This window comes from Burkholderia catarinensis (assembly GCF_001883705.2).
Lineage (GTDB): Bacteria > Pseudomonadota > Gammaproteobacteria > Burkholderiales > Burkholderiaceae > Burkholderia > Burkholderia catarinensis.
The window spans coordinates 222,626-234,138 of sequence record NZ_MDEQ02000011.1 but is presented as its reverse complement, the minus strand read 5'-3'; the positions used below and the strand labels follow the sequence as shown (position 1 = coordinate 234,138).

General features: G+C 66.7%; 13 protein-coding genes and 1 tRNA gene. 5 read left to right on the top strand and 9 right to left on the bottom strand.

Features of this window, described 5'->3' with window-relative positions; genetic code table 11:
• Positions 1-67: 67 nt before the first annotated feature.
• The 3 genes from argJ to BFF94_RS19810 are packed head-to-tail and all read left to right on the top strand — an operon-like array spanning position 68 to position 2,653.
• Complete coding sequence (gene argJ / locus BFF94_RS19820) at positions 68-1,309, top strand: bifunctional glutamate N-acetyltransferase/amino-acid acetyltransferase ArgJ (RefSeq protein ID WP_128841360.1); 1,242 nt, start codon at positions 68-70, stop codon at positions 1,307-1,309.
• 19 nt (positions 1,310-1,328) lie between these two features.
• Positions 1,329-2,198 carry an ATP-binding protein gene (locus tag BFF94_RS19815; RefSeq protein WP_128841361.1) on the top strand — a complete coding sequence of 290 codons (870 nt, stop codon included), beginning with the start codon at positions 1,329-1,331 and terminating at the stop codon, positions 2,196-2,198.
• Complete coding sequence (locus BFF94_RS19810) at positions 2,195-2,653, top strand: NUDIX domain-containing protein (RefSeq protein WP_128841362.1); 459 nt, start codon at positions 2,195-2,197, stop codon at positions 2,651-2,653. The genes BFF94_RS19815 and BFF94_RS19810 overlap by 4 nt, the downstream gene beginning before the upstream one ends.
• Before the next feature lie 60 nt (positions 2,654-2,713).
• Here the strand turns inward: BFF94_RS19810 and BFF94_RS19805 are convergent, their stop codons facing one another.
• From BFF94_RS19805 to BFF94_RS19765, 9 genes are all read right to left on the bottom strand, one after another.
• The gene (locus BFF94_RS19805; protein ID WP_128841363.1) at positions 2,714-2,911 is read right to left on the bottom strand and encodes a DNA gyrase inhibitor YacG; all 198 of its coding nucleotides are present in this window, start codon (positions 2,909-2,911) and stop codon (positions 2,714-2,716) included.
• A 25-nt stretch (positions 2,912-2,936) separates the two neighbouring features.
• Positions 2,937-3,692 (bottom strand): cell division protein ZapD, encoded by a 756-nt coding sequence (gene zapD / locus BFF94_RS19800; protein ID WP_128841364.1) that lies wholly within the window; start codon positions 3,690-3,692, stop codon positions 2,937-2,939.
• Between the two features lie 109 nt (positions 3,693-3,801).
• Complete coding sequence (gene coaE / locus BFF94_RS19795; RefSeq protein WP_128841365.1) at positions 3,802-4,419, bottom strand: dephospho-CoA kinase; 618 nt, start codon at positions 4,417-4,419, stop codon at positions 3,802-3,804.
• Position 4,420: 1 nt separating this feature from the next.
• Entirely contained in the window at positions 4,421-5,332 is a 912-nt protein-coding gene (locus tag BFF94_RS19790) for a prepilin peptidase (protein WP_219139703.1), read from the bottom strand.
• Between the two features lie 45 nt (positions 5,333-5,377).
• Positions 5,378-6,589: a type II secretion system F family protein gene (locus BFF94_RS19785; protein WP_219139702.1), complete on the bottom strand. Its 1,212-nt coding sequence runs from the start codon at positions 6,587-6,589 to the stop codon at positions 5,378-5,380.
• Positions 6,586-7,863: a GspE/PulE family protein gene (locus BFF94_RS19780; RefSeq protein WP_128842167.1), complete on the bottom strand. Its 1,278-nt coding sequence runs from the start codon at positions 7,861-7,863 to the stop codon at positions 6,586-6,588. Before BFF94_RS19780 ends, BFF94_RS19785 begins: the two co-directional genes overlap by 4 nt.
• 83 nt (positions 7,864-7,946) lie before the next feature.
• Positions 7,947-9,239, bottom strand: coding sequence for an HlyC/CorC family transporter (locus tag BFF94_RS19775; RefSeq protein WP_128842166.1), 1,293 nt, complete (start codon positions 9,237-9,239; stop codon positions 7,947-7,949).
• A 143-nt stretch (positions 9,240-9,382) separates the two neighbouring features.
• Positions 9,383-9,459, bottom strand: a tRNA-Pro gene (locus tag BFF94_RS19770).
• A gap of 177 nt (positions 9,460-9,636) precedes the next feature.
• Entirely contained in the window at positions 9,637-10,632 is a 996-nt protein-coding gene (locus tag BFF94_RS19765; RefSeq protein WP_128842165.1) for a polyprenyl synthetase family protein, read from the bottom strand.
• Positions 10,633-10,842: 210 nt separating this feature from the next.
• Here BFF94_RS19765 and rplU point away from each other — a divergent pair, with 210 nt between their 5' ends.
• A complete protein-coding gene (gene rplU, locus BFF94_RS19760) occupies positions 10,843-11,154 on the top strand; it encodes a 50S ribosomal protein L21 (protein WP_006025184.1) in 312 nt (103 codons plus the stop codon).
• Between the two features lie 24 nt (positions 11,155-11,178).
• Positions 11,179-11,442, top strand: coding sequence for a 50S ribosomal protein L27 (rpmA, locus tag BFF94_RS19755; RefSeq protein ID WP_006476999.1), 264 nt, complete (start codon positions 11,179-11,181; stop codon positions 11,440-11,442).
• Positions 11,443-11,513 lie beyond the last annotated feature (71 nt).

Here is an 11,513-nt window from a genome sequence, read left to right as displayed (position 1 = left end):
TGCGGCCGCCGGTTCGTCCAATCGATGCCGGCGCATGCCGGCATTTTCCATCCGGCAGGTGTGCCCCATGGCTGTCAATTTTCCGTCGATCGATCCCGCCCAACTGCATTCCGTCGCCGGCGTCACGCTCGGCTGGGCGGAAGCGAACATCCGCAAGCCGAATCGCAAGGACGTGCTGGTCATCTCCGTCGACGAAGGGGCGACGGTCGCGGGCGTGTTCACCGAAAATCGTTTCTGTGCGGCGCCGGTCACCGTCTGTCGCGAGCACCTGGCAAAGGTGCGTGCGGGCGGTGCGGGTATCCGTGCGCTCGTCGTGAACACGGGAAATGCGAACGCGGGCACCGGCGAGCCGGGCCTCGTGAACACACGCGAAACCTGCACGGAACTCGCGCGCCTCGCGGGCATCGAGCCGGCGCAGGTGCTGCCGTTCTCGACCGGCGTGATCCTCGAGCCGCTGCCGATCGACCGCCTGAAGGCCGGGCTGCCGGCCGCGCTCGCGAACCGCAAGGCCGCGAACTGGTTCGACGCCGCGCAGGCAATCATGACGACCGACACGCTGCCGAAGGCCGCGTCGCGCCAGGTCGCGATCGACGGCCACACGGTCACGCTGACGGGCATCAGCAAGGGCGCGGGCATGATCAAGCCGAACATGGCGACGATGCTCGGCTTCCTCGCGTTCGACGCGAACGTCGCGCAGCCGGTGCTCGACACGCTCGTGAAGGAAGTCGCCGATCGCTCGTTCAACTGCATCACGATCGACGGCGACACGTCGACGAACGACTCGTTCATCCTGATCGCGTCGGGCAAGAGCACGCTGCCGGCGATCACGTCGACCGATTCGCCGGCCTATGCGGCGCTGCGCGATGCGGTGACGGAAGTCGCGCAGGTGCTGTCGCAACTGATCGTGCGCGATGGCGAAGGCGCGACGAAATTCATGACGGTGCAGGTCGAAGGCGGCAAGAGCGTCGCCGAATGCCGCCAGATCGCGTACGCGATCGGCCATTCGCCGCTCGTGAAGACGGCCTTCTACGCATCCGACCCCAACCTCGGCCGGATTCTCGCGGCAATCGGCTATGCGGGCGTTGCGGATCTCGACGTCGGCAGGATCGACCTCTATCTCGACGACGTGCTCGTCGCGAAGGCCGGCGGCCGCAACCCGGCCTACCAGGAAGAGGACGGCCAGCGCGTGATGAAGCAGAGCGAAATCACGATCCGCGTGCTGCTCGGCCGCGGCGACGCGCAGGCTACCGTCTGGACGTGCGACCTGTCGCACGATTATGTGAGCATCAACGCGGATTACCGCTCCTGATCGGGAGCGCTCGAACGACATGGACAAGCTCGAACAGTTTCTGGCGCGCGCGGAAGGGTTGCTCGGCCGTCTCGAGGCGATGCTGCCGCCCGCACCGGCGGCCGTCGACTGGAGCGCCGCCCACGCGTTCCGCTGGCGCAAGCGCCAGGGGCGCGGCTACCTGCAGCCGGTGCCGGCCGCATCGTCGATCACGCTCGGCGACCTGCACAACATCGATCGCCAGAAGGGCCTGATCGAACAGAACACGCGGCAGTTCGTGCAGCGCAAGCCGGCCAACAACGTGCTGCTGACCGGCGCGCGGGGCACCGGCAAGTCGTCGCTGATCAAGGCGTGCCTGAACGCGTATGCGAACGACGGGCTGCGCCTGATCGAAGTCGACAAGGATGACCTGCACGATCTCGGCGACATCGTCGACCTGATCGCGCAGCGTCCGGAGCGCTTCATCGTGTTTTGCGACGACCTGTCGTTCGAGGAAGGCGAATCGGGCTACAAGGCGCTGAAGGTCGCGCTCGACGGCTCGATCGCCGCGCAGTCGGACAACGTGCTGATCTACGCGACGTCGAATCGCCGCCATCTGCTGCCCGAGTACATGAGCGACAACGAGTCGTACAAGCATCTCCCGGACGGCGAGATTCACCCCGGCGAAGTCGTCGAGGAGAAGATCTCGCTGTCGGAGCGCTTCGGCCTGTGGGTCAGCTTCTATCCGTTCAAGCAGGACGACTACCTCGACATCGTCGCGCACTGGCTGCGTCACTTCGGCTGCCCGGATGCGGAGATCGAGACCGCGCGCGGCGACGCGCTCGTGTGGGCGCTCGAGCGCGGTTCACGGTCGGGCCGCGTCGCGTGGCAGTTCGCGCGTGACTGGTCGGGCCGCAAGGAGCAGGCATGAGCGCGAATCTCGCACAAGGCGCCGTGCGCGCGCCGGATGGCCGCAAGGTGACGGAAGTCGCGGTCGGCGTGATGGTGCAGCCGGATGGCCCGGCCGGCCGCTGCCGTTATCTGCTCGCGCAACGCCTGCAGGGCAAGCCGTATGAAGGTTACTGGGAGTTTCCGGGCGGCAAGCTGGAGGCCGGCGAAAGCGTCGAGGACGCGCTTGCGCGCGAGCTGCACGAGGAACTCGGCATCGAAGTCACGGCCAGCCATCGCTGGCACACGCTCGAGCACGATTATCCGCACGCGTACGTGCGGCTCTATTTCTGCAAGGTGACGGGCTGGACGGGCGAGCCGCACAGCAAGGAAGGGCAGGCGTTCGTGTGGCAGCAACTGCCGGTCGACGTCGCGCCGCTGCTGCCGGCGGCGCTGCCGGTGCTCGAACTGCTCGAGAAGGAAGCCGCGTCGAGCTGACGCCATGACGGCCTGCCGGAAAGGCGGGCCATATCGCCGGCGGGCGGTGCCGCGCGCGGCTCAGCTGTCGCGACGGTCGTCCGTGCCGTCTTCCTCCGACGAGGGGCCCTCGTCGGAGGCACCACCGATGCGGTACTTTTCCGCGGCCCATGCGCCGAGATCGAGCTGCTTGCAGCGGGCCGAACAGAACGGGCGGAACTGATTTTCAGGCGTCCAGCGCACTTCGGCGCCGCACGACGGGCATTTCACGGTAGTCATACGAAAGCGGTCCGGCACACGGCCGTTACAGATTGCACAGTGTCAGATGAAACGGCACGTCGATGTCCACCGCGCGCGGCCGTACATCGCCGTCCTGCATGGTGAACCGTACCCACAGCATGTATTTGTTGGCGCTCGCTTCGGGGATGACGCGCAGCTCCGGCGGCACTCGCACCTGCATCAGCTGGTAGGTGCGGCCGGACAGCATCTGCTGGTAGCTGCCCTGCATCGCCATGACCTTCGACGCCTGACCCGATTCGCGCGCGAGCCGCAGCACGATCGCCGCGGCGTCGCGCAGCGGCAGCATCGGCATGATCCACTTCGCGATGTCCTGGCGCCGCTGCTCGGCGGGCCATTGCTGCCACGCGTAGTACGACGGCAGGTCGAACTTGCACGTGCCGCCGGGAATCACCGCGCGGCTGCGGATGCTGGCGAGCCACTCGTTGTCGACGAGGTGCTGCCCGGTCTTGCCCTGCATCTGCGCGAGATTCGCGAGCGTCTGCTCGATTTCACCCAGCACGGCTTCGAGCGCATTCTGTTCGATGCCCGGATTGCCGCGAAAGGGGGCGAGCGTCTGGCGCTGACGTTCGAGCTCCTTCATCAGATCCGATTTCAGGTCCGCGCGGCCCGTTACCTCGGCGATTTCGAACAGCGTCGTCAGCGCGACGTGGTGTTCACGCGGGTCCTCCTGAGCCAAAAAGAACGCGAAGCGCTCGAAGAGATCTTCAAGGCGCAACAGCGTGCGAATTCGCTCGTTGAACGGATACTCGTAAAGAATCAAGCGCGCTCGCCTCGTGGGTAGGGATTGAAACAATGCAGGACATTCTAATGCCCACGCTCTACCCTAGCAACGCGCCAATTTCGTACACCATCACGATCGCGCAAGATGCTCAGTGCGCGGTGCCCGCGAACCCGAGATAGCGTTGGTGCAGTGCATCGACCTGCGCGGCGAGTGCATCGGGCGTCGTCGCGTCGTTGACGATCACGTCGTCGGCCGCCGCGAGACGGGCTTCGCGGGTCGCCTGTCTCGCGATGATCGCTTCGACCTGCTCGCGCGTGAAGCCGTTGCGCCGCATCACGCGCGCGATTTGCGTTTCGACCGGACAGTCGACGACGAGCACGCGATCGCTGCGCGCCTTCCAGTTGCCTGACTCGACGAGCAGCGGCACGACGAACATCACGTACGGGCCCCGCGCTTCGCGCGCTTCGCGCGCTTCGCGATCGGTCTCCGCGCGGATCAGCGGGTGCGTGATGGCTTCGAGCCGCCGGCGCGCGTCGTCGTCGCTGAAGATCAGTGTGCGCATCTTCGCGCGATCGAGCGAGCCGTCGGCGGCAACGAAGCCGCGGCCGAACGCCTGTTCGACCGCCGGCATCGCGAGGCCGCCCGGCGCGGTGATGCGGTGGGCAATCAGATCGGTATCGACCAGCGATGCGCCTCGGGCGGCGAACAGGTCGGCGATGGTCGTCTTGCCGCTGCCGATGCCGCCCGTGAGTCCTACTGCGAACATGTCAGCCTCCGAGCGCCGAATAGAACGGGGTGCCGAAAAACAGCGTCGCGACGCCGCCGGCCGCGAGGAACGGGCCGAACGGAATCGGCTCCTCGAAGCGCATGCGGCCGCGCCAGGTCGCGACGAGCCCGACGATCGCGCCCGTCACTGCGGCGAACAGCACGACCTGCGGCAGTGCGGCCCAGCCCATCCATGCGCCGAGCGCGGCGAGCAGCTTCAGGTCGCCGAAGCCGATGCCCTCGATGCCGCGCAACCATTTGAACAGCCAGTAGATCGACCACAGGAACAGGTAGCCGGCCATGGCCCCGATCACGGCCGAGCGCAGCGACGTGAACGTGCCGCCGAGGTTCAGCACGAGCCCGGCCCAGAGGAGCGGCAGCGTCATCGAGTCGGGCAGGTAGCCGGTCCGGATATCGATCGCGCTCATCGCGAGCAGCGCGGCGCACAGCGCGAAGGCGGCGAGCGCGGCGACGGTCGGGCCGAACGCCGCGAGCGAGCCGGCGGCGAGCAGCGCGCACGCGAGCTCGACGAGCGGATAGCGGATGCCGATCGCGTGGCCGCAGCGCCGGCAGCGTCCGCGCAGCATCAGGTAGCTGACGAGCGGGATGTTTTCCCAGGCGTGCAGCACGTGGCCGCAATGCGGGCATGCGCTGCGCGGGCGCCACAGATCGTAGCGCGGCGGATAGCCGTCGTCCGGGGCGGCGCCCGAGTTGCCCGTCGCTTCGGCGATTTCGGCCTGCCATGCGCGCTGCATCATCACGGGCAGCCGGTGCACGACCACGTTCAGGAAGCTGCCGATGCAAAGACCGATGACGACCGCGAACGCATACTGCACCGCGGGCGGCAGCATCGCCAGCGCGAGCAGCGTGCTCGCGGGCGAATCGGGAACGGCATACAGGGGCGCTGGCGTCATGAGGCTCAAGGTTCGGACTAAAAGGCGACAGAATCGGTTGCGATGCTACACCACGTTGCCGAGCTGAAGGATGGGCAGGTACATCGCGATCACGAGGCCGCCGACGAGTGCGCCCAGTACGATCACGATCAGCGGTTCGCCGAGCGCCGCGAGCGTGTCGAGACGCGCGTCGAGCTGGCGTTCGCACAGCGCGGCGATGTCGGCGAGCATCGTGTCGAGCGCACCGGTCTCCTCGGCGACGGCGATCGGCTGCACGACGTCGTCCGGAAAGCAGCCGGCCGACTGCATCGCGTCGGCGAGACGCGCGCCGCGCAGCACGCGTGCCGCGATGTGCGCGGTGGCGTGCTCGAACACCGGATGGCCGGCCGTGCGCTCGAGCGTGGCGAAGGCATCGGCGAGCGGCACTCCGGCGCCGAGCAGTGTCGCAAGCGAGCGGCACCAGCGTGCGGCCGCGAACCGCCCGAGCGCGCTGCCCGCGAGCGGGGCGTGCAGCAGGCGCCGCGCGACCGCGTGGCGCAGCGGTGCCGACCGCCGAAGCGCGTGATGTGCGGCAAGCCCCGCTGCCGCTGATCCGGCAACGAGCATACCGCCCCACGCGGACAGCGCGGAGGATAGCGCGAGCAGGGCACGGGTCGGCGTCGGCAGCGCGGCGCCGAAACCGTCGAAGATCTGCCGGAACGTCGGCACGACCCACACCATCAGCGCGGCCGAGATCGCGAGCGCGAACAGGATGACGGCCACCGGATAGGCGAGCGCGGCGCGCAGCTTGCGCCACTGCGCGTCGGCGCGTTCGCGGTGGTCCGCGATCCGCGTCAGCACGATGCCGAGCGAGCCGGACGCTTCGCCAACCTCGATCAGCTGGCGATACAGTGTGCCGAACTGCGATGGATAGCGTGCGAGCGCGTCGGCGAAGCGCCGGCCGCCGACGATCTCGCGGGCGAGACCCGCGGCGATGCGAGGGAGGCCGTCACGCGTACGTGTATGCGCGAGCATCTCGAGCGACGGCGCGAGCGGCAGCCCGGCCTGCAGCAGGCTCGCGAGCTGTCGCGTGAAGCGTGTGACGTCCCGTGCGCCGGCCGTTGGCGGCCGGGCCGGCCCGCGGACGTCGAGCGACAGCACTGCGATGCCGTCGCGCGCAAGCGCGGCGCGCGCAGCCGCGGCATCGAAGGCGATGACGATCCCACGGCGCGGCGTGCCATCGCGACGGCGGCCGCGCCACGCGAAGCGGGTTTCGCGTGGCGGCATGCGCATGCTCATGCCGCAGGTGTCGCGGCGACGGCTTCCGCGATGCTCGTCGTGCCGTCCCGGACGCGCGCGAATGCCGCGTCGCGCAGATTGCGCACGCCCTCGGCCGCCGCACATTGCGCGAGTTCGCCGACGCTCGCCCGCGCGACGATGCGCTCCGCCAGCTCGGGCGATACCGGCATCGTCTGATGCAGGCCGACGCGGCCCCGATAGCCGATACCGTGACAGGCGGCACAGCCCCGCGCGACGAACGGCCTCCATCCGGCTGCCAGGGCCGCCGGATCGCAGCCGGCTTCCCGCAGCGCGCACGCCGGTGCGTCCGAGTGCGCGCGGCAGGCGGTGCACAGCCGCCGGACGAGACGCTGTGCGGTGACGAGGTGCAGTGCGGCCGCGAGGTTGTACGGTGCGACGCCGATGTCGAGCAGCCGCGCGACGGCGGCCGGCGCGTCGTTCGTGTGCAGCGTCGACAGCACGAGATGGCCGGTCTGCGCGGCCTTGATTGCGACGTCGGCTGTCTCCGCATCGCGAATCTCGCCGACCATGATGATGTCCGGATCCTGCCGCAACAGCGCGCGCAGCGCCGTCGCGAACGTGAGCCCCGTCTTTTCGGCGACACCGACCTGGTTGATGCCGTCGAGCTGGATCTCGGCGGGATCCTCGACCGTGCAGACGTTGTGCGCGTCGCGATCGAGCATCTGCAGCGCGCAGTAGAGCGACAGCGTTTTGCCGCTGCCGGTCGGGCCCGTTACGAGCACGAGGCCATGCGGGGCGCGTATCGCGGCCTCCATCGCGGCCGCCTGCTGCGTGTCGAAGCCGAGGCCGGCGAGCGTGAGGTCCGGCGGCAGCGTTTCGAGGCGCCGCAGCACGAGCTTTTCGCCGAACAGCGTGGGCAGCGAACTGACCCGGTAGTCGCCGCGCGTGCCGCCGTCGATCGCGATGCGCAGCCTGCCGTCCTGCGGCAGCCGCCGCTCGGCGATGTCCATGCGCGCGAGCACCTTGATCCGTGTGACGAGCGCGTCGCGCAGATGAAAGGGCGGCCGCGCATGTTCATGCAGCACGCCGTCGATGCGCAGGCGGATGCGCCAGCCGGCCTCGAACGGTTCGACGTGGATGTCGGACGCGTCGCGCACGCGTGCCGCGTGAAGCGTGTCCGTCAGCAACCGCACGGCCGGTGCATCGTCGAGCTGGGCCGCATCGAGCGCTTGTGGTGCGGCGGCGGGCGATGCATCGGCGTGGGCGGGCGGCGGCTGCGTGCGCAGAGGCGCCCCGGAAGGAGGGAAATACATGTGAGCCGGCACGTTGGCCGCCTGTTGACCGTGACCTGCAGATGGTCGCGCGTCGCGGGCGGCGCCGGCAGTCGGCCGTTCGGCTAGCGCGTGGCGGTGCGTGCGGTGCGCGAGCCGCGCGGCTTGAAGAGCTTGACGGTGCGCACGGCCTGATCGTCGCTGCGCATCACCTCGAGCATCACGTCGCCGATTTTCAGGCACACGTCGTCTTCCGGAATTTCCTCGAGGATTTCGAGAATCAGCCCGTTCAGCGTCTTCGGCCCGTCGGTCGGCAGCTTCAGTAGGAGCCAGCGGTTTAGTTCGCGCAGCGGCATGCCGGCCGAGACGATGCATTCGCCGTTCTCGTCCCAGCCGCCCGCGCGTTCGCTGCGCGGCATCGACGTCGTGAATTCACCGATCAGTTCCTCGATGATGTCTTCGGGCGTGACGAGCCCCTCGAGCTCGCCGTACTCGTTGACGACGAGCGCCGTACGCTGCCGCGTTTCCTGGAAATACTGGAGTTGCTGGACCACCGGCGTGCCCGACGGCACGTAGTACGGCTCGGCGAGCAGCGAGCGCAGCGTCGCGCGGTCGAAATCCTGGTTGTGCAGTGCAGTGATCGTCTTGCGTACGTGCAGCACGCCGAGCACCTTGTCGATGTCGCCTTCGTAGACGATCAGGCGGTTGTGATAGCAGGTTTCGAGCTGATGCAGGACGTCGTCGAGCGGCGCGTAGAAGTTGAGCGATTCGATCTGGCGGCGCGGCACCATCACGTCGTCGACCGTGATGTTCTCGAGGTCGAACAGGTTGAGCAGGATGCTGCGGTGCTTGGTCGGCATGAAACTGCTCGACTCGAGCACGATGGCACGTAGCTCGTCGGCCGACATCCGCTGGTCGCGACCCTTCTTCGTGTTGATGCGCAGCACCCACAGCACGCCGTTCGCGAGTGCGTTGACGAACCAGACAATCGGCTTGAACACGCGCATCAGCGGCGCAATCACGAGGCTCGCGGGCAGTGCGATGCGTTCGGGGAAGGTCGCGCCGACGATCTTCGGCGCGATTTCCGCGAACACGATGATCAGGAACGCGACGATGCCGGTCGCGATCGACAGCGCGAGATTGTTGCGGCCGAACGTATGGAGCGCGAGCGAGGTCGTCAGGACCGGGATGATCGTGTTGAACAGGTTGTTGCCGATCAGGATCACGCTGAGCAGCAAGTCAGTCCGCGTGAGAAGCCCCTGCGTGGTTTTCGCGCCGAGCACGCCCTGGCCGGCAAGATGCTTCAGCCGATGGCGGTTGAGCGCCATCATCGCGGTCTCGGAAATGGAAAAGAAGCTGGAACAGAGGAGAAGCAGGAAGACGGCGCCGATTTGCGCCCATAAGGGAATTTGGTCCACGCGTCGGAAAGGGCAGTGAAGGACAGGGATGGAGGGAATATAGCAGAGGCCGGCGACCGCGATGTGTCGTGCGCGACACGATGGGCCCGCAACGGCCGGACGAAAAAAAACCGTGCACATAGGCACGGTTTTTTTTACAAATCTGGTCGGGGTGAGAGGATTCGAACCTCCGGCCTCTACGTCCCGAACGTAGCGCTCTACCAGGCTAAGCTACACCCCGATTTTTACTCTTCCGATTTCGCAGTCTTCTTCAAGACCGCTGCGTCGTCGAGCAAGAACGTAACTATAACGACGTTTCTTCGAAAATGGAATACCTTGGCGAAGAAAATTTTCGAGACAGATGATCGCCCCGTGTCGAACGTGCGTCGTCGCCGCGAGGGCGACGCACGTTACGTGCTTACGACTGCCGCGATGTCGAGTACGAGCACAGCGCGAGCAGGCTCTCCTTGTAGACCGAATCGGGGAACGCGGCGATCGCTGCCGCTGCCGCCTGCGCTTCCTGGCGCGCGCATTCGAGCGTGTGATCCAGTGCGCCCGAGCGCGTGATCGCATCGAAAATCGTGTCGAAGCGATCGGTGCCGCCCTGTTCGATCGCCTCGCGTGCAAGCGCCGACTGTTCGGGCGTGCCGCGTTCGATCAGATAGATGAGCGGCAGCGTCGGCTTGCCTTCGCGCAGGTCGTCGCCGGCATTCTTGCCCATTGCCTCGACGGTGCCCGCGTAGTCGAGCCAGTCGTCCATGATCTGGAACGCGGTGCCGATCCGGCGGCCGTATTCGGCTGCGGCGGCCTCGGTCGGCGCATCGGCGCCCGCGAGCACCGCGCCCAGGCGCGCCGACGCCTCGAACAGCTTGGCCGTCTTGTAGCGGATCACCTGCATGTAGCGCGTTTCGTCGACGTCCGCGTCGTGCATGTTGAGGAGCTGCAGCACTTCGCCTTCGGAAATGATCGTCGTCGCTTCGGACAGGATCTCCATCACACGCATCTTGCCGACGCCGACCATCATCTCGAACGAGCGCGAATAGAGGTAATCGCCTACCAGCACGCTCGCCGCGTTGCCGAACAGCGCGTTGGCCGTCTGGCGGCCGCGGCGCAGCTCGGATTCGTCGACGACGTCGTCATGCAGCAGCGTGGCCGTGTGGATGAACTCGACGACGGCGGCCAGCACGTGCCGCTGGTGCGACGTCTCGCCGAGCGAGCCGGCGACGAGCAGCAGCAGTGCCGGACGCAGCCGCTTGCCGCCCGCGCCGATGATGTACTCGGCGATCTGGTTGATCAGCAGCACGTCGGACGCGAGGCTTTGCCGGATAACGCGATTCACCTGCTCCATGTCGCTGGTGATCGGGGCGAGCAGGTGGGCGGCGCTGAGGGTGGGGGAGGCGGTGGACGACGACATGATGATGGAATTGGGTGATGCGGCGGATTATAAGTCGAATCCGGCATATCCCGGTCTGTCGGACGCGCCGCAGCCGCGATTTTGGCCGTCCGGCCGAGGCCGGCGCACGGCAATCGTCGATCGGTTTTGACTTTGGCGCTAACTCCATGTATAGTCACGTGTTTTCCGCGCGTGGTGTGCGGAAAAATTGGATCCAGAGTGAGGTTCTCAATGTACGCGGTCATAAAAACCGGCGGCAAGCAGTACAAGGTTGCCGTTGGCGAAAAACTCAAAGTAGAACAGATACCGGCTGACATTGACGCTGAAATCACGCTCGACCAGGTTCTCGCAGTGGGCGAAGGCGAATCGATTAAGTTCGGTACGCCGCTGGTCAGTGGGGCTTCCGTCAAGGCCACCGTTGTGTCGCACGGTCGTCATGCCAAGGTCACCATCTTCAAGATGCGTCGCCGGAAGCACTACCAAAAGCACGGCGGCCACCGCCAGAACTACACTGAGCTGCGCATCGACGCGATCAACGCGTAAGCGCCTCGGTAAAGGAGCAATCAGATGGCACACAAAAAGGCAGGCGGCTCTTCCCGGAACGGCCGCGACTCCGAGTCGAAACGTCTCGGCGTGAAAGTGTACGGCGGCCAGGCAATCAATGCCGGCGGCATCATCGTGCGTCAGCGCGGTACGCGCATGCACGCTGGCGAGAACGTCGGCATGGGCAAGGATCACACCCTGTTCGCGCTGGTCGACGGTCACGTCAAGTTCGCGACGAAGGGCGCGGACAAGAAGCATCTGGTCATCGTTGTCCCGGCGGCTGCCTAAATTCAGGCACCCACGGGCTTCGTAGCCGAAAGGCCCCGCAGTCTTCGCGGGGCCTTTTTTTATTTGGCCGC